Consider the following 18,440-nt stretch of genomic DNA (forward strand, 5'->3'; position numbering starts at 1 on the left):
CAGGCGACGGCGGCCGCATGGCGGCCGTCGCGCATCGGGGCACAACACGCGGCTTCACCTTCTGCCCGTGGGATGGATTTCCCCGATCCGCTTGTTCCGACGTCAATCGTCGAAGGTGCCCTGATATTCCGGCGCGGCATCCGCGCGCGTGTTCAGTTCGAACATCACGCCGCCCGGCGCACGGCAAAAGAAACGCGAGCCGCGCCCGTTGTTGAAGACGTCCGTCTCCATCGCGACGCCCTCTTCCTTGAAACGCGCGAACAGCGCATGCACGGCATCGAGGCTCGGCAGTTCGAAGCCGACGTGGAAGTTGGCCGGCCACGCGGGCGCGCCGTCGCCGACGTGATCGATCACGACGTCGAAGCCCGGGCGTTTGAGGATCCACGATTTGTCCCAGCTTCCCGCGATCGTGAAGCCGAGGTATCGCTCGAAGAATCGGGCCGTCGCCAGCGTGTCGGCAGAGGGAAAGCTCAGGTGGTTGAGTTTCATCGTGTGTGTCGTGTCGGTCATTGTCGGACTCTCTGATACGGTGATGGGCGAAGGCGCCATGCCATGCCGCCCGAGGACTTCAGAATACGGGCGCGGGCTCGCATTCCACAACTCGCATTGGACGTTCCGCCGGCGGCGCGTGAAACCCTTGCCGCGCCGTCGGTTGCGGGAGGGCGACGATCGCGGCGGATGGGGTGACTCGCATTCGCGACGGCATCGTCGACGGGAAATGCCCGATCGGCGGGCGACAGCAAACGACGAAGGCCCGGGATTCGCAAACGAACCCCGGGCCTTCGATCGACAGCGGGCGCCGGGCTGTGCATCCATTGCCCGGCACCGCGCATCGCTCAACGCGACGCGGCCTGCATCAGAACTGATAACCCGCGCCAACCACCGCGCCGAAGTCCGACCGCGTGTTGCCCGTCACCGATGCCTTGACGACCCAGCGGTTGCTCTCCGTCACGTACGAGTAGCCGGCCGCGAAGCCCTGCTGGCCGTGATAGTTCGACGTCGCCGCCGACACCATCGAGCGCCCCGCGCCGGTCGGCTGCGGCAAGCCGGCCACCGCCATCGCCGACGCGACGCCGCCGTACATGTCCTTCTTCAGGTCGTTGAACGCGTTGTACACCTGCCCGATGCGCTGGTCGGTATAGCCCTTCGCCTGCGTCGACGCCGTCGCGAGGTTGTCGTTCAGCTGCTGCACGTTCACCGCGTCGGTCGGCGCCGTGCCGGCCGCGACGTTCGTGACCTGACGCTCGCTGCCCTTCGCGCCGACCGAGAACGAATTGTCGCGATCGGCGACGGAGCCCGCGCCGACCGCCACCGCGTTCTTGCCGGTCGCGGTCGCCGTCGACCCGATCGCACCCGCATCGGCGCGCGCGATCCACGTGGTGTTCGCGTCGGTCGCGGTCGCGCGGATCCTGTCGTTGGCCGCGACGTTCTGCAGCGCGGCGTTGAACTGGCCCATGTTGACCGCGTCGTTGGCGTTCACGCCCGCCGCGACACCGGTCAGCACGCGGTCGCCCGCCGTGCCGGTGAAGTTCACGCTCGTGCCGCCCGAGTCCTTGCCGACCGTAATCGCGCCGTTCGGGTCCTGCTGTTGCACGAGGCCGGCCTTGCCGTTCGCGATGTTGGTCACGCTCCCTTGCAGGTTCGAGATGTCGGTGGTGTTCTTCGACACCTGCTGGTTGGTCGCGTAGAGCTGCGAGCCGTTCACCGCGTCGGTGCTGGTCGCGCCGAGCGTGCCGGCCTGCACGTTGGTAATGCGCGTGCCGCCCGCGCCGCCGAGCGTGATCGTGCTCTTCGAGCTGTCGTCGTACTGCACCGCGAGCGCGCCAAGCTGGTTCAGGTTCGACTGCACGTCCTTCAACTGCTTCACGTTCACCGCGTCGGTATCGCTGGTGCCTGCCGCGACGTTCTTCAGCACGACCGCCGACGTGGCGTCTCCGCCGACGAGCGATACCGAATTCAGCCGGTTGCCGCTCGGGTCGACGTCGTACTTGACGACGTTCTTCACCGCTTCGCCGGCCTGGTTCGACACGTTCGTGATCTGCTGTTCGAGCGCGGTCTTCACGCCCGACAACTGGCCGCCGTTGACCGCATCCGTGCTGCCCGCGGCGAGGTTGCCGTCGGCCACGTTCGTCAGCTTCGTCGGCGCACCGCCGCGCGCGGCACTGAACGCGCCGAGCGCCGGATCGAATTGCAGCGCATCCTGCTGCAGCCCGGCAATCGCCGCCGTGTTGCCCGCGATATTCGTTTCGGCATTGCCGAGGCGCGTTTCGTGATTCGCGAGCGTCGTCGTGTTGCTGCCGACACGGCCGTCGAGGTTCGTCAGCGCGTCGCCGACGTTGTTGAACGCGCTGCCGCCGATCTTGTAGTTCGGTGCGCCGATCGAGCCGTCGGGGTTCGCCGTCGCACCGCCGCCGAGCGCGGCCGCCGCGCCGTCGGTCGCGCGACGCAGTTGCGCGCCGTTCACCGCGTCGGTGCTGCCGGCCGCCACGTTGCCTTCCGCGACGTTGGTCACGCGCACCGGGCTGCCGCCGTTGCCCGCGCCGAGCGATACCTGCTGCTTGCTCGCATCGTCGTATTTGACGGCGAGCGCGTCGAGCTGACTTGTCCCGTCGTGAATCGCCGCGGTCAACTGATCGACGTTGACCGCGTCCGTGCCGCTTTTGCCGGCCGCGACGTTGCTGATCAACTGCGGGCCGTGGCCGCCGTGGCTCGCATCGTACGCGCCGAGGCCCGGGTTCCACTGCAGCGCGTCCTGCTGAAGCGCCGCGATGTTGCCGGTGTTCGTCGTCACCTGGTTGCCGACGGCCGTGATCGACTGGTTGAGCGTATCGGTCACCTTGCCGAGCTGGCCCACGTTCACCGCATCGCCTGCCGCCACGCCATCCGCGACGTTGTGCAGGCCGACCGGCGCCGTGGCGCCGGTGCCGCCGAGCGTGACGCCGCCGTGCGCATCGTCGTCGTACTGCACCGCGTTCTTCGTCGCGTTGCCGATCTGGCTGGTGATCGACGTGCTCAGGTTGCCGAGCGCCGTGCCGAGGTTGTTCGTCACGCTCGTGCTCAGCGATGCAAGGCCGCCCGTCAATTGGCCGACGTTCACGGCGTCGTGCAGATCCTTGCCGTCCGCGACGTTGTGCAGCGCCGTGCCGTTGGGGCCGGCGAACGTCACCGAATCGAAGCCGCTCGCGCCGTCGTACTTGACGTTGCGCGTATCGGCCGCCTGCAGGCCGGCGATGTTCGATGCCGCCGTGCTCAACGATCCGTTGATGCCGGTCACGCTGTTCTGCAGGTTCGTGATGTTCGATGCCGCCGTCGACAGGGACGTCTGCAACGGCGCGACGCTGCCCTTCAACTGGCCGACGTTGACCGCGTCGGTATCGGCGACGCCGGCAGCCACGCCGCCGATCGTCGTGCCGGTCGCGCCGTCGAGCGCGATCGCCGCATGCGAGTCGTCGGTGTATTTGACGACGTTCTGCGTCGCCGTGACGATGCTCGTGCTCAAGCTGTTGCCGACGCTGGTCACGCGCTGGTCGACGTTCGAGATCGTGGTCGACAGCGAATTGCCGACCGACGTCACGCGCGCGTCGACGTTGCCGATGCCCGTGCTCAGCGTACTGTTCACGTTCTTCAGCTGCTGGACGTTGACCGCGTCGGTATCGGCCGCGCCCGCCGCGACGTTCTTGAGCTGGCGTTCGCTGCCGAGCGCGCCGAACGACACCGCGCCGCCGACCGGCGCGGCCGTGCCGCCGAACACCGGCGTACCGCCGTTGTTCGCGCCGACGCTGCCCGAGCCGATCGCCACCTGGTTGTTGTCGTTCGTCTGCGCGCCGGCGCCGATCGCCACCGACTGGGTGCCGCCAGCACGCGTCTGCGTGGCCGCGTCGTACGATGCGCCGGCCGACACGCCGTCGCTCGACGTCGGGTTCGCGCCGCCGATCGCGACCGAGCGGTCGCCGCTCGCGAGCGCCGAGTGGCCGAGCGCGATCGAACTCGTGCCGTGCGCGTCCGCGACGTTACCGAGCGCCATCGAGAAATCGCCGACCGCTGCCGACTGGCGGCCGATCGCCAGCGCCGTGTTGCCCTGCGCGACCGCCACCGTGCCGATCGCGGTAGCCGAATTCGCCAGCGCCTGCGAGCCGACCCCGATCGCAATCGCGCCGCCGCTGCCGCTGCCGCCCTTGCTGCTCGCATTCGACTGGTCGCCGATCGCGATGCCGCTGGCGCCGGCCTTCGCATTGGTTCCTTGCGTCACGTTGGTGGTACTGACCGCCACGTAGCTGCCGTTCTTGGTCGCCACGCATAGCGGGTTGGTGCCGTCGATGCACTGGCCGCTCAGCGCATTGTCCGGGTTGCCGCGGTCGACGAAGTTGTCCGCGTGAGCGGCGCCGGCGATCAACACACCCGCGCCGGTGAACATCGCGGCGGCGAGCGCCGAAATCTGCTTCCTCTTCATGGTCTTCTGCTCCGTTGTGTAGCGTCTGGTTTGAATACGGACTACTTACTTTTATTGACAGCTTCGACTTCGATTACGACTTCGTTTCGGAAGCGGATTCCGCGACCGGGCCGGCCATATCGACACGACGCGCATCGAGCACCCGTTTCGGCAGGGCGTTCGAAAGCCGCGGGCATGTCGTCGGCCTGACGTCCCGTCCCGTCAATTCTGCAATTACATTAGGAATGCGTATTGATTCTTATGGACGAGTTTTCCCCCGACTGAATCCGGAGATTCAACCCGTCGTCATGACCATTCCCGATTCGCCGTCGCGTTGACCGCGACCCACCACGCTTCTTTTATTTCATCCCCGGCAACCGGGGTTTCATTTCGGTGCAGCGAGCACGTGCCTGGACAGCCATCAATTGATGCGCCGGCCCCGGGTCGGGCAACGTCCGTCACCGCTTGCGGCGCTTTCGCTGCCCTGCTCCACCCGTCATTCAAAGTTCGGACGAATTATGAGACACGAGCCTGAATTATTAAAGTCGGCATTCTTTATAGATTGTAAAATTCCAAATATTCAATGGCTTACGAAAAATACAGCCATTACGCAAACGATTTCGCGCCAACGCCGTTATTCAAAATCTTTTACCGAGCGGATAAATACTTTGCCAAAGCGGATTGCAATAATATTTTTTCTTCAAAAAACAATCAGGGAGCCGCCCGGCCGCGCGAATACTCACTGGATATACGTGTAAACCATGAGTATTGACGCACATCGCCGCCTTACGTTCCTGTTGCAAACCGCCATTTTCGATAATCGCGAAGATTGAATGATGCGAATAGAGCCGTCATGTCTGGCCGGATTCGAAATATGCTCCTACAATTCCGCTCGCATCGATTCCGGCAGTCGCGATCGTTCACCACGCGATCACGGCAATCCGTCGCGTGTCGACCGGCTCCGTCATTAAAACGACGCACGCCGTGCGATGCGTCGAACGGTTGCATGCCACGCGACGCCGGGCTGCCCGGCATCGATGCGAGCGTGCGATGCCATGGATGCGTCGCCACAGAGCGGCTTCCGACGTTTCCACCGCACCGGGCAGGCCACCCGCGGAAACGCAGCCAACCGCCTTTTCATCACAGGTGCACGATGTCTTCACCGATCTCCGCGTTGAGCGACGCGCATATCCTGATCGTCGACGATCAACCCGACCAGCTCCGTTTGCTGATCGAGATCCTGCGCAGCACGGGATGCCGGATCAGCATCGCATTCGACGGCACGCAAGCGTGCCAGCGCGCGCAGGCGCTGAGGCCCGACCTGATCCTGATGGACGTGCGCATGCCGCACATGGACGGCTTCACCGCATGCCGCCTGCTGGCCGCCGATCCGTTGACGAGCGCGATCCCGGTCATCTTCCTCACCGTGGCCGACGCGTTGCACGAACGGCTCGAGGGGCTCGAGATCGGTGGCGTCGACTATGTGGCGAAGCCGTTCGAGCCGGCGGAGGTGATCGCGCGGATTCGCGTGCAGTTGTCGCGCACGAAGCGCGAACGGCCGGCCGTGACGGAGCAGGCGGAACGCCCGCCCGCGGGCGGCAAGGAGGACGACATCATCGTGCGCGCGGCCATCCGCCACCTGTCGCGCACGCTGAACGATCCGCCGACGGTGGAGGAACTGGCGCGCGCGGTCGGCACGCACGAAAAGCGCTTGTCGCGCGCGTTTCGCGACAATCTCGGCCAGACCGTGTTCGAGTATCTGCGCTACGAGCGGCTGCGGATCGCGCAGGATCTGCTGGATTCCACGTCGCTCAGCATCGCCAGCATCGCGAAGGAAATCGGCTTTTCCACGCCGGCCAATTTCGCGACCGCCTTTCGCGAACGGTTCGGCATCACGCCGACCGAATGGCGGCGCCAGGCCCATGCCGGCGCGCGCACCGCGGCCCGGGAACCGCAACGCCGCGCGTAGGCCGCATGCGACGCGCTCCCGCCTACCAGTCGTATTTCGCGCTGGCCAGCACGGTCCGCTCGTTGCCGAACACGCACACCGCGTACGACTGGCAGCCGCTCACGTAGCGCCGGTCGAACTGGTTCGCGACGTTCACCGCGAAACGCCAGTGCGGCAGGTCGTAATGGATCGCGAGGTCGTAAAGCGTCGCGCTCGGCACCGTCAGCGAATTGTCCGGCGCGCCCGCCGATGCGCTCTGGTAGCGCACGCCGCCGCCGACGCCGAGGCCCGCCAGCGCGCCGGTATGCCAGGTCCAGTCGGCCCACATCGACGCGATCTGCCGTGGCAGCGGCACCGACACCGGCCAGTGGTTCAGCGACGCGTCGTTCGCCTGCACGTTCTTGACGTCCTGATACGCATACGACGCGACGATCGACAGCTCGCGCGTCAGCTTGCCCACCGCGCTCAGCTCGACGCCGCGCGAGCGCACCTTGCCGGTCTGTACCGACGTCGTGCCGGTCGGGTCGAGATTGACCGGCGTCGGCGTCACGACGTGGGTCTGGTCGATCTGGTACACGGCCGCGTTCAGCATCAGGTTGCGGCCGGCCGGCTCCCAGCGCAGCCCGGCCTCCGTCTGCGCGCCGCGGGTCGGCTTCGGCAGGCCGCCGCCGAACATCCGCACGCCGATGACCGGATCGAACGACGTCGAATAGCTGACGTACGGCGACAAACCGGCGTCGCCGCGATAGGTGAGCCCGACACGCCCGGAGAACGCACTGACGTCCTGCTGAGCGTGCGTGCCGGCCGTGCGGTCGTCGAACCGCGCATTCACGACATCCTCGCGGCCGCCGAGCGTCAGCGTCCAGCGCCGCCAGCGGATCTGGTCCTGCGCATAGACGCCGACCGCGTTCATCGCCGTGTACTGGTCGACGTGGCCGAGCGACGTCGGCCCCGAGAAGATCGCGGCCGTCACCGGCCGATAAACCGGGTGGTACAGGTCCAGCGACGGCGCGAGCGCGAGGTACACGCTGTTGGTCGTCGTCTGCCGGTCGAACTGCACGCCGAACAGCAGCGTGTGTTCGAGCGGCCCCGCGCCGAAGCGCGCCTGCGCGTGGTTGTCGACGTCGAGCCGGCTGTAGTTGAGCTGGAACAGCCCCGCGAAACGCATCATGTTCGTCGTGCTGCGCGGCGCGAGGCCGTTGCCGAACACCGTCGCATCGTCGAGCGACAGGTGCGACCAGCGCACGTCCTGATGCAGCGTCCAGATCGCGTTCACGCGGTGTTCCAGCGCGTAGCCGAGCGACCATTGCTTCTTGCGGTAGTCGTTGAACGACGGGTCGCCCATGTAGAGATCCTGCGACAGGCGGCCGTTCGGGTTCGGCAGCACCGTGCCCGATGCGGGCAGGAAGTTCGACGAGATGTCGCCGCTGTCCTGCAGGAACGTCGCGGAAACCGTCAGCGACGTGTCGGCGTTCGGCCGCCACCGGAACGACGGCGCGAGCGCGACACGCCGGTTGCCGTTCGGGCCGGTCACCGCATTGCCGTCGCGCGCGACGCCGACGAAACGGTACGCATACTTGCGATCGGGGTCCAGCGTGTCGCCGACGTCGAGCATCGCTTGCTTGCGCGCATCGTTGCCGATCTGCACGGCGGCTTCGCGTACCCGCTCGCCATCGGCCAGCTTCGTGTGCGCGTCGACGATCGCGCCCGGCTCGCCCGCGCCGTACAGCACCGACGTCGGCCCGCGCAGCACCGCGATCGAATCGATCGTGTACGGATCGACGCGCCAGTTCGCGATCACGGCCGTGTCCGGCGCCGGCAGGCCGTCGACGTACAGCGTCGGCGTGAAGCCGCGCAGCGCCGCATACCAGTCGGTGCGGCTGTCGGCGCCGAACGTCGCGAAACCCGGCACGTAGCGCAACGCCTGGTTCAGGTCGGTCGCGCCGGTCATGTCGATCTGTTGCGCGGTCACGAGGTTGACCGTTTGCGGAATCTCGTCGATCGCCGTGTCGGTCTTGGTGCCGGTGGCGGTACGCCGCCCGACGAGCCCCACCGACGACGCATCGGCCGGCCCTCGCACGTCGATGGCCGGCAGCACGGCCGCTGTCGCCCCCGGCGCCGATGCCTGCGCGTACGCGCCGCCCGCGGCGGCCACGCACAACGCTCCGCCGGCCGCGATCACTGTCGCGCGCCGCCCCGCCCCTGTCTCCGTCCACATCGTGTCGATACTCCGTCGTGCTGGGTTGGCCCGTTCGGCCGGATCGGCGGACCGCGTGTCGCCGGGGCCCGTCCGGTGGTGTCGTGATTGCCGTGCCGGCGAAGGCTGTGACGCACGAATCGTCGGGATGCACCGGCCGATTGCGTCGTTCGCGAGCGCAGCGATCATACCGGCCGAACGTGGCGCGGTCTTTAAAAAATCAAATCGGCGACGGCGGCGGCACGCGGATTGCTCGTCGCCCGGACCGCATCAGGGACCGGCGCGGCCGGGCATCGACGTGACACGCACATCCGGCAGGATTCACATCGGCATTTCGGGCTGGCGCTACCCCGGCTGGCGGGGGACCTTCTACCCGCCCGACCTGAAGCAGGCCAACGAGCTGCGGTATGCATCGGGCCACATGCAGACGATCGAAATCAACGGCACGCACTACAGCTTGCAAGCACCTGACAGCTGGCGGCGCTGGTACGCCGACACGCCGCCCGGGTTCGTGTTCAGCGTGAAAGGCTCGCGTTACCTGACGCACATGCTGCGCTTTCGCGACGAAACGGCCATGACCGCGTGCGCGAATTTTTTCGCTCAGGGGCTGTTCGCACTGAAGGACAAGCTCGGCCCACTGCTGTGGCAATTCCCGCCGTCGCTGCGGTTCGATCCGGCTCACATGGAACGCTTCCTGAGCCTGCTCCCGCACGACACGGAAGCCGCGCTCACGCTCGCTCGACGGCACGATGCGCGGGTCCGGGAGCCGTATCTGCGGATCGACCGCAAGCGCGCGTTGCGTCATGCGGTGGAAGTACGGCACGACAGCTTCGTGGATCCGGCGTTCGTGAAGCTGCTGCGCCGCCACAAGGTCGCGCTCGTCGTGTCGGATTCGACCGAGGCGTGGCCGCAGTTCGAGGATCTGAGCGCGCGGTTCGTCTATATCCGGCTGCACGGCACTGAAACGAAGTATTCGGGCGAATACGCCGATGCGGCGATCGAACGATGGGCGCGCAGAATCGAAGCGTGGAGCCGGGGCGCGCAGCCCGATGATGCGCGTCTCGCCGCACCGGCGCTGAAACCGCCGCGTGCGGCGACGCGCGACGTGTACTGCTATTTCGACAACGACACGAAAACGCAGGCGCCGTTCGATGCCGGGCGGCTCATGGCGCGGCTCGGGCTGCATGCGCACGATGCGGCGCCCGAATGAAGACGCTCCGCAAGCGGCGACCATCGGGAATGCTGTCCGGCATCGCAAGGCCAGGCCCGGAATATGCTCCTGCACGCCCGGATAGTGCCCTCATCGCGCTCACGGCGCGCCCGGTAAATTTTGCACGACCGGCACCCGACGCCACGGGCCAATTCAGCAAGGAGAAAAAGCGATGACCCTGCTTATCTACCTGGTCGGATGGATCATTTTCATCGGCGGCGTCGCCTGGGGCTTGATGACGCTGCACGTCTCGCAGCACATCATCGAGATCGTCGCCGTCATCCTGTTCGGCATCGCGGTCATCACCGGCGCGACGCGCGCCCGAAATCGCGACCGGTCGTAGCGCGGCGCGAATGCCGCGATCGTGCCGACAGCAGCGTGCGCCCGGATGCGATCGGTACGCCGGAGCCCATCGGCACCGTCAATCGAGGTGTGCCGAATCGCCCGCGAGCCGCTCGTTCAGCACGCGCGCGTCGGCCTGCCGGTCCAGCGACAGGCACATGTCGCTCAACGCGTCGACGCGCGCACCGTCGAACGCTGTGCTTGCCAGCGCACGATATTTCGCCAGCAGCGCCGCATCCGGCAGCGGATTGCGCGGATCGCCGAGGGCGATCGGAACGTGCCGCGATTCCCGCGTCCCGTCCGCGCGCTGCAGGATCACGGTCGGCTCGTCGAGATCGCCGAGCGCCGGGTCGACTTCGACCGTGATGCGCGCGAGCAGCGCAGTCGCGCTTGGGTCGGTGCGCCGGTTCGCACGATAAGCGTCGATCCCGGTGTCGCCGAACGCGAGCGCCGCCGCAACCGCGTACGGCAGGCTCATCTGCGCGGACGACAGCGTCGACAGGTCCCGACCGCCGCACATCCGCGCAACGAACGCGCTTGCACGCACCGTCACCCGTTCGATCTCGCCCGCCGCGAACGTGCGGCCGTCCGCGAGCTGCAGCGCCGCGTCGACCGCCGCATGCGCGCTGCGGCACGACGCGTGCGGCTTGATCGAGCAGCGCATCAGCTTCCAGTGCGTGCCCAGGCCGTCGGTCAACGCGTCGGGCGCATGCGATGGCGCGGCGAACGTGTTGAAGAAGCCGCCCCATACGTCGTCGAACACGCGGGCGGGCCCGCTCACGCCTTCCCGGGCAAGCAATGCCGCCAGCACGCCGCCTTCGGCCGCCCGCCCGGCGTGCAGCCGCTTGGTTTGCGATCCGTCGTGAATGAAGCTCCAGAGGCCACCGGCGAAGCTCGCCGCGTGGCCCAATGCGTGACGCGTGCGCACGGCGTCGAGCCCGAGCACGCGCGCGCTCGCGGCGGCCGCGCCGAACACGCCGCAACTGAGCGTCGAATGCCAGCCCGCGCCGTTATGGGCCGAGTAGCCGCCCGCCGCCTCGAGCACGCGCCGACCGACGTCGTAACCGAGCGCGATTGCCAGCACGCATTCCCGGCCCGCGACGGGTTGACTGGCGCACGACAGCGCGGCCAGCACGGCGGGCAGCACGACCGCGCCCGAATGATCGCAGCCGCCGGAATCGTCGAGCTCGAGCGCGTGCGCGGCAATGCCGTTGACGAACGCCGCGTCGCGCGCACTCGCACGCCGTCGCGTGCCCCATAGCGACGCACCGCGTCCAACGGCGCCGGTCAGCGCGCGGGCGCTGCGCGTCTCGACGGCCGACGTGCCCGCCAGCGCGGCACCGAACGTGTCCAGGACATGGCGCTTGGCTTTCGCGACGACGTCGTCCGGTAATGCATCGGCGGAAGTCCGCGCAACGAATGCCGCGAGCCGCGTCGCGCGCGCGTGCGTGTCCGTCGTCATCGTGCCGCCTCCTCCGCCACGCAGCGTGCGAACACGTCGACCGGATGGCCCGGGGCGTTGACGGGTGCCTGCGCACGCCACCAGCGCGCGATGTCGTGCCCCGTCGCGATCCACGCATCGCCGGTGCCGCGCAGGTGCGCGAGCAACGCGCGCAGCAGATCGATTCGCCCGGCCGTGCCGATGATCTCGGGATGCAGGCGCAACACGCAGCACAGCCCGAAACGCCTGAACCCGTCGACGTCGCGCCGCCAGTTGTCGAGCACGTCGCGATACGCGGCGATGCGCGGCTGGCCTGCCGGCACGGGCGGCGACAGGTTGAACTCGAAATACGGTTCGTCCTCGAGTTCGTAGTGCAGCGGCAGTTCGACGAGCCGTGCGCCGTTCGCGTCGCCGCCGCTACGCGGATGCACGTAAGGCAGATCGTCGCCGCGCCAGGACGACGACCACGTGAAACCGTCCGCGACGAGAAAGTCGGCGAAGCCGTCGGCCCAGTTGCCGGTGAACGAGCGAAAGCCGTGCGCGTCGCGACCGGTCACATCCGCGAGCGCCGCACGCCCCGCGCGGCACGCGTCGACCTGCGCGGCAAGCGGCAACGCATCGAAATCTTCACAGCGATAACCGCTCACGCCGAGTTCGTGGCCGGCTGCGGCAATCTCGCATACCGTGCCGCGATGCGTGTCGGCGACGGCGCCGGGCACGAACCAGCTCGTCGGCACGCCGAACGCATCGAACGCCGCAAGCAGCCGGTCGACACCGCGCTTCGCGCCGTAACGCCAGACCGACAGCGATTTCTCGCGGCCGACGATACGCGGTTCGCGCGTCTGGATGCCATGAACGTCGTTGAAGTCGACCGTGATCGCGACCGCATATCGCGCGCCGCCCGGCCATGCAGGAAGGTGGGTCACGTACCGCTCCGTTGCGTGGGCGCAGCATCCCGCGCGGCCTGTGCGAGCCACCAGTCGGCGACATCGCGGCAACGCGCGAACCATACGCCGTCCTGCGCGCACATGTGGTCGAGCCAGGCCTCCAGCAGCGCGATGCGTCCCGGTTTGCCGCATACCTTTGGATGAAGAAGCGTCGTCAGGCACAGCCCTTCACGATATACGCCGTCGAATTCGCGCGTCCAGTTGTCGAGCGTCGCGCCGTAGCCCGCGATCCGGTCGAGTCCGGCCGGGTAGTCGGGATTGCGGTGATACGCGAGCGACGCGTAGTCGTCGGTTTCCCAGCGACCGGGAATCTCGACGAGCGGCGGCTCGCCGTTCTCGCCGTGCAGCAGGTACGGCCGGTCGTCGCCGCGCATCGAGCTCGAATAGCGCACGCCCGCTTCGCGCAATACGGCCACCGTCGCGGCGCTCCAGTCGCCGGACGGCGTGCGGAACCCGACCGGCCGCACGCCGAGCGTGCGCGCGAAGATATCGGCCGATTGCGCCATGATCTCGCGCTGCCGATCGGGTTCGAGCGTCCAGAACGCTTCGTGCCGGTAGCCGTGATAGCCGATCTCGTGGCCGCGCTCGACGATCGCCGCGCATTGCGCGGGCCATGTTCGCGCGACCCAGGCGGGCACGAAAAACGTCGCGGGCAGCGCGAAGGACGCGAGCATGTCGAGCAGCCGGCCGAGCGCGCGCCACGGCCCGTAGCTGCCGAGCGTGAAATACGCGGGGTTGCGCCAGATCGACCCGTTCAGCATCGCGTCGCCGGTCGGGCCGTCGAGATCGAACGCGAGCGCGACGCATGCGCGCTTCGCGTCGGGCCAGCGGGGCGCCTGGTCCGTCATCGCGCGCTCAGCGGGTGCCGTTGATCATCGCCTTCGCCACCGCGTGTTCCTGCAGCCCCCATTTCGCGAGCAGCTTCCGGTACGAGCCGTCCGCGATCAGCTGGTCGAGCGCGGTCGTCAGCGCGCTGCTCAGCGCCGTGTTGCTCTTCGCGACGCCAATGCCCGTGTATTGCGACAGGAACGGCTTGCCGACCGGCGCATACGCGTTCTGCTCGAGGCTGTTCTGGTACGGCAGCGTCTCGCCGCCCTGCACCGCCGCGTCGATGCGGTTCTGGCGCAGCTGCATCCGCGCATCCGACGAGCCGTCGGTGCCCACCACGACGATCGCCGGCTTGCCGGCCTTCACACAGTTCTCCGCGCTCCACGCGGTCGTATTGTCCGGGAACGACGTGCGCCGGCTCGACCCGACGCGCTTGCCGCACAGTGCGCTCATCTGCGCGAACTCGCCGGCGCGTGCCTTCAGCACGTAGAACTGCGGGCCCGTCTCGATGTAGTCGACGAACGTCACCGCATCGCGGCGCGTCGGCAGGTCGGTCATCCCGGACAGGATCATGTCCACGCGTTGCGTCGCGACCGCGCTCATCATCTGGTCGAAGCTCGTCTCGACCCAGTTGAGTTTCGCGCCCATCTTCGCGGCAAGCGCCTCGCCGAGATCGACGTCGAAGCCCGCGAGCTTGTCTGTCGCCGGATCCTTGTATTCGAACGGCGGATAGTTCGGCACGATCGCGACGTTCAGCGTGCGTTTCGCGCTCGCGGCCTGTGCGGTGGCGTACGGTGCATGAAGCACGAGCGCGCCGAATGCGACGGCGGCCAGCGTGCGGGTCAGGACGGATGCTTTCATGGGATGTCGCCTTCTTGGTGGAGTAATGGTGGGCTGCGCCGCTCGTATCGGCGGCGCGGTCGTTCGGGCCCTGCGCAACGGACCCGGCCCGCTCATGCAATCACGGCCGAAATGAAGTCGCGCGTGCGCGCATGTGTCGGTGCGGACAGCACCTGGTCCGGCGGCCCGCTTTCGACGATCCGGCCGCCGTCCATGAACACGATGCGGTCGGCCACCTCGCGCGCGAAGCCGAGCTCGTGCGTGACGACGATCATCGTCATCCCGCTCTTCGCGAGATCGCGCATCACGGCCAGCACTTCGCCGACGAGTTCGGGATCGAGCGCCGACGTCGGTTCGTCGAACAGGATCAGCTGCGGATGCATCGCGAGCGCTCGCGCGATCGCGACGCGCTGCTGCTGGCCGCCCGACAGCTCGACCGGAAACGCGTCGCATTTGTGAGCGAGCCCGACGCGGGCAAGCAGCGCGCGCGCCTCCTCCTCCGCTTGCGCACGGCGGCGCTTGAGCACCTGCACGGGCCCCTCGATCACGTTTTCGAGCGCGGTCTTGTGCGGAAACAGGTTGAAGCGCTGGAACACCATGCTCGTCGCCAGCCGCTGGCGCGCTACCTGGCGCTCGGACAACTCGTGGAGCCGGTTGCCGGCGCGGCGATAGCCAGCCAGTTCGCCGTTGACCCACAGCGCGCCCGCGCTGATCGTCTCGAGCTGGTTGATGCAGCGCAGGAACGTGCTTTTGCCCGAACCCGACGGCCCGATGATGCACAGCACTTCGCCCTGTTCGACGTCGAGCGTGATGCCGTGCAGCGCCTGGAAATCGCCGTAGGATTTGCGCACGTCGACCGCGCGAACGACTGCATTCGGCATGACGTTCTCCCGATGGGTAAGGGTCGTGAGGGTCGTGAGGTTCATTTGCGGCCCGCCGCGCGCCCCGCGCCGCGTGCGAAGCGCCGTTCGACGCGGGCCTGCGCCAGCGACAGCACGGTGACGACGGCGAGATACCAGATGCCGGCGACGATCAGCAACTCGATCACGCGGGCATTCGCGTAGTAGATGTTCTGCGCGTTGTGCAGCATCTCCGCGTACTGCACGACGCTCGCGAGCGACGTCAGCTTGACCATGCCGATCAGTTCGTTGCCGATCGGCGGCACGATCACGCGCATCGCCTGCGGCAGGATGATCCGGCGCAGCGCCTGCAGGCGCGGCATGCCGATCGATTTCGCCGCCTCGTACTGACCGACGTCGACCGACAGCAGCCCCGCCCGCACGACTTCCGACGTGTACGCGCCTTGATTGATGCCGAGTCCGAGCACCGCCGCGAGGAACGGCGTCATCACGTCGACGGTCCGGTATTCGGCGATGCCCGGAATGCCGAGCGTCGGAAACACCAGCGCCAGGTTGAACCACAGCAGCAACTGCAGAATCACCGGCGTGCCGCGGAACAGCCAGATGTAGCCCTGCGCGATCGCCCCGAGCACCGGGTTCGACGACAGCCGCATCACCGCGGTGACGACCCCGAGCACGACACCGAGCGTCATCGCGAGGACGGTCATCACGATCGTGTTGGCGAGCCCCGTCAGGATCGACCGCGCGGTCAGGAACTGGCCGACGACACGCCACTCGATCTGTCCGCGCGCGAACGCGGCGGCGATATAGGCGAGCGCGGCAACGATCGCGACCGATGCGACGTAGCGGCCCCAGTAGCGCCGGCGTACGCGCACGAGCGCGGCCGTGTCGTCCGCAGCCGCGTCGGCCGCCGCCGGTGCGCCGTCGAGGCGACGAGAATCGGATGCGCTCAGCATGACGGCCCCCGGTAATCGGCTGCCCACGCGACCTGGCGCCCGATTGCCTCGCTCAGGCGCTCGATCTGTTCTCGCACCCGTGCAGGCGAGGTGCCGCCCGCGCCGCCGCGTGCGGCGACGGCCGCGTCGAGCGTCAGATGCGCGCGTACCGCCGGTGCGAGGCGCGTGTCGACGGCCTGCAACTGTTCGGCGCTCGCGTCGGCCAGCTCGATGCCGTCCCGCTCGCACGCGCGCACGAGCGTGCCGGTGATCTCGTGCGCCTCGCTGAACGGCACGCCCGTCAGCGCGAGCCAGTCGGCGACCTCGGTGGCGAGCGTGAAGCCGAGGGGTGCCTGGCGGCGCATCTCGTCGACGTTCACGCGCATCGTGCGGATCATCCCCGCCATCGCCGGCAGCACGAGTTCGAGCGTGTCGATCGAATCGAACGCGGCGATCTTGTCTTCCGCGAGATCGCGGTTGTACGCGAGCGGCAGCGACTTCAGCGTCGCGAGCAGCCCCGTCAGGTTGCCGATCAGGCGCCCCGCCTTGCCACGCGTGAGTTCCGCGATGTCCGGATTCTTCTTCTGCGGCATGATCGAGCTGCCGGTCGCGTAGCCGTCGTCGAGTTCCACCCAGCGGAATTGTCGCGACGTCCACAGGATCACTTCTTCCGACAGGCGAGACAGGTTCACGGCGAGCATGCTCGTGACGAACACGAATTCGGCGACGTGGTCGCGCGCGGCCACCGCGTCGATCGAGTTCTCGCACGGCGCGTCGTAACCCAGCTCCCGCGCCGACAGCTCGGGCCGCACGCAGATCGCCGAGCCCGCGAGCGCGGCCGCGCCGAGCGGCGAACGCGCGGTGCGACGGTCCCAGTCGACCAGGCGATCGGCGTCGCGATACAGCGACTGCGCGTGGGCGAGCAATTGATGGCCGAACACGATCGGCTGCGCGGGCTGCAGGTGGGTGAATCCGGCCGTCACCGTGTCGACGTGCCGGCTCGCCTGGCCGATCAGCGCATCCTGCAGGTCGAGCACGCCGCGCACGAGCTGGCGCGCCTTGTCGCGCAGGTACAGGCGCAGGTCGTTCGCCGCCTGGTCGTTGCGCGAGCGCCCGGCGCGCAGCTTGCCGCCGAGCGCCGGCAGCCGCTGCGTGAGCACGCGCTCGAGGAACGTGTGCACGTCCTCGTCGGCGAGCGATGGCGCGATCGCGCCGGCCGCATAGTCGCGCGCGATGCCGTCCATCGCGTCCAGCAGTTGCGCGAGGTCGTCGTCGTTCAGGATACCCGCGCGGTTCAGTTCGCGCGCATGGGCCCGGGAGCCTGCCAGATCGTACGGCACGAGACGGAAGAAACTCGGATCCGAGCGGGACAGATTCTGCAGCGCGTCGGACGGCTCCGACTGGAAGCGGCCGCCCCACAGGCGTTCGATCGGTTCGGTAAGGCTCATTGCGGTCGACCTCGACTCGGTTGGATTAGCCCTACTGTAGGCATTCAATTTTTTTTGTTGTAGCGAGAAATTGAATCCGTTTTAATGAAATTTTTCTCAGTATCGTCGCCCGCGACGCGCCCCGCCGATGCGCAACCGCCTGCCCCCGCTCAACCCGCTTCGCGCATTCGAAGCCGCCGCCCGGTGCGGCAGCGTGTCGGCCGCCGCCGACGAGCTGCACGTGACCGCGAGCGCGGTCAGCCACCAGATCCGCATTCTCGAAAACACGCTCGGCATCGCGCTATTCGTCCGATCAAAGGCCCGCGTGAAGCTCACGCCCGAAGGCGAGGCGCTGCTGGAACCGGTCGGTACCGCGTTCGACATGATCGCGAACGCCACCGTCAGGCTCGATTCGCCGGCCGCCGCCGGCGATCTCGTCGTGTCGACGCCGCTGTCGCTGACGTCGCGCTGGCTCGCCCGGCACATCGGCGATTTTCTGGAGCGTTATCCGGGTATCCATCTGAAAGTGATTCCGTCGAACGACGATCGCGAAACCTATTCGGCGGACGTCGACGTCTGCATTCGCTACGGGGAAGGCAACTGGCGCAACCGGCGCGTCGAGCTGCTCGCGCATCCGGCGCTGTTCCCGGTCGTGAGCCCGGCGTTGATGAACGGGCCCGATGCGATCCGCAAGGTGCAGGATCTCGCGGGGCGGACGCTGTTCTGCGAGCATGCGGGCTCGTGGACGCGGTGGCTGGCGCAAGCGAACGCCGACAAGCTGCCGGGCATCCGCATTCTCGAAATCGGCAACGCGCACATCGGCGTCGAAGCCGCGGTACACGGGCAAGGCGTCGCGCTCGGCGACAGCCTGTCGGTGCGCGACGACCTGATCGACGGCACGCTCGTGCGGCCGTTCAGCGCCACGGTGCCGTCACGCCACGCATACTATCTCGTCACGCGTCATGAACTGGCCGAGTCGCCGCTCGTGACCGCGTTCACGTCGTGGCTGCGGGCACGCCTCGCGTGATGCGCGTCG

Annotated in this window: 14 protein-coding genes; 4 read left to right on the forward strand and 10 right to left on the reverse strand. The window is 67.7% G+C overall.

The genetic code is table 11. The features are described 5' to 3' along the window. Nucleotides 1-102 precede the first annotated feature (102 nt). Together CFB49_RS33705 and CFB49_RS33710 are read right to left on the reverse strand one after the other, a co-directional pair. Complete coding sequence (locus tag CFB49_RS33705; protein ID WP_176730238.1) at nucleotides 103-510, reverse strand: VOC family protein; 408 nt, start codon at nucleotides 508-510, stop codon at nucleotides 103-105. A gap of 346 nt (nucleotides 511-856) precedes the next feature. Then, entirely contained in the window at nucleotides 857-4,450 is a 3,594-nt protein-coding gene (locus tag CFB49_RS33710; protein WP_089493546.1) for a YadA family autotransporter adhesin, read from the reverse strand. 1,132 nt (nucleotides 4,451-5,582) lie between these two features. Between CFB49_RS33710 and CFB49_RS33720 the strand changes: the two genes are divergently transcribed. Beyond that, on the forward strand, nucleotides 5,583-6,398 hold the full coding sequence (locus CFB49_RS33720; protein ID WP_089493547.1) for a response regulator transcription factor: 816 nt from the start codon (nucleotides 5,583-5,585) through the stop codon (nucleotides 6,396-6,398). A gap of 22 nt (nucleotides 6,399-6,420) precedes the next feature. Here the strand turns inward: CFB49_RS33720 and CFB49_RS33725 are convergent, their stop codons facing one another. Continuing rightward, on the reverse strand, nucleotides 6,421-8,595 hold the full coding sequence (locus tag CFB49_RS33725; RefSeq protein ID WP_089493548.1) for a TonB-dependent siderophore receptor: 2,175 nt from the start codon (nucleotides 8,593-8,595) through the stop codon (nucleotides 6,421-6,423). A gap of 277 nt (nucleotides 8,596-8,872) precedes the next feature. Here CFB49_RS33725 and CFB49_RS33730 point away from each other — a divergent pair, with 277 nt between their 5' ends. Together CFB49_RS33730 and CFB49_RS36580 are read left to right on the forward strand one after the other, a co-directional pair. After that, on the forward strand, nucleotides 8,873-9,784 hold the full coding sequence (locus CFB49_RS33730) for a DUF72 domain-containing protein (protein WP_089493549.1): 912 nt from the start codon (nucleotides 8,873-8,875) through the stop codon (nucleotides 9,782-9,784). Between the two features lie 172 nt (nucleotides 9,785-9,956). Further along, nucleotides 9,957-10,127 carry a hypothetical protein gene (locus CFB49_RS36580; protein ID WP_006397039.1) on the forward strand — a complete coding sequence of 57 codons (171 nt, stop codon included), beginning with the start codon at nucleotides 9,957-9,959 and terminating at the stop codon, nucleotides 10,125-10,127. A gap of 78 nt (nucleotides 10,128-10,205) precedes the next feature. On the opposite strand, the gene CFB49_RS33735 is transcribed toward CFB49_RS36580, so the two are convergent. The 7 genes from CFB49_RS33735 to argH all read right to left on the reverse strand — a co-directional run bounded on the left by CFB49_RS33735 (nucleotide 10,206) and on the right by argH (nucleotide 17,425). Then, nucleotides 10,206-11,588 carry an MmgE/PrpD family protein gene (locus CFB49_RS33735; RefSeq protein WP_089493550.1) on the reverse strand — a complete coding sequence of 461 codons (1,383 nt, stop codon included), beginning with the start codon at nucleotides 11,586-11,588 and terminating at the stop codon, nucleotides 10,206-10,208. Next, nucleotides 11,585-12,493, reverse strand: a complete 909-nt coding sequence (locus CFB49_RS33740) for a polysaccharide deacetylase family protein (RefSeq protein WP_256979939.1) — start codon at nucleotides 12,491-12,493, stop codon at nucleotides 11,585-11,587. The genes CFB49_RS33735 and CFB49_RS33740 overlap by 4 nt, the downstream gene beginning before the upstream one ends. Continuing rightward, complete coding sequence (locus CFB49_RS33745) at nucleotides 12,490-13,362, reverse strand: polysaccharide deacetylase family protein (protein WP_089437949.1); 873 nt, start codon at nucleotides 13,360-13,362, stop codon at nucleotides 12,490-12,492. The genes CFB49_RS33740 and CFB49_RS33745 overlap by 4 nt, the downstream gene beginning before the upstream one ends. A gap of 7 nt (nucleotides 13,363-13,369) precedes the next feature. Next, nucleotides 13,370-14,203, reverse strand: a complete 834-nt coding sequence (locus CFB49_RS33750) for an ABC transporter substrate-binding protein (RefSeq protein ID WP_089437950.1) — start codon at nucleotides 14,201-14,203, stop codon at nucleotides 13,370-13,372. Between the two features lie 92 nt (nucleotides 14,204-14,295). After that, nucleotides 14,296-15,063: an amino acid ABC transporter ATP-binding protein gene (locus CFB49_RS33755; RefSeq protein WP_069619969.1), complete on the reverse strand. Its 768-nt coding sequence runs from the start codon at nucleotides 15,061-15,063 to the stop codon at nucleotides 14,296-14,298. A gap of 41 nt (nucleotides 15,064-15,104) precedes the next feature. Next, nucleotides 15,105-15,998, reverse strand: a complete 894-nt coding sequence (locus CFB49_RS33760; RefSeq protein WP_069619968.1) for an amino acid ABC transporter permease — start codon at nucleotides 15,996-15,998, stop codon at nucleotides 15,105-15,107. Further along, nucleotides 15,992-17,425 (reverse strand): argininosuccinate lyase, encoded by a 1,434-nt coding sequence (gene argH, locus CFB49_RS33765; protein WP_069619967.1) that lies wholly within the window; start codon nucleotides 17,423-17,425, stop codon nucleotides 15,992-15,994. Before argH ends, CFB49_RS33760 begins: the two co-directional genes overlap by 7 nt. Nucleotides 17,426-17,552: 127 nt before the next feature. On the opposite strand from argH, the gene gcvA reads away from it, so the two are divergent. Beyond that, nucleotides 17,553-18,431, forward strand: coding sequence for a transcriptional regulator GcvA (gcvA, locus tag CFB49_RS33770; RefSeq protein WP_069619966.1), 879 nt, complete (start codon nucleotides 17,553-17,555; stop codon nucleotides 18,429-18,431). Nucleotides 18,432-18,440: the final 9 nt, after the last annotated feature.

Source organism: Burkholderia sp. AU17457 (assembly GCF_002223255.1).
Taxonomy (GTDB): domain Bacteria; phylum Pseudomonadota; class Gammaproteobacteria; order Burkholderiales; family Burkholderiaceae; genus Burkholderia; species Burkholderia sola.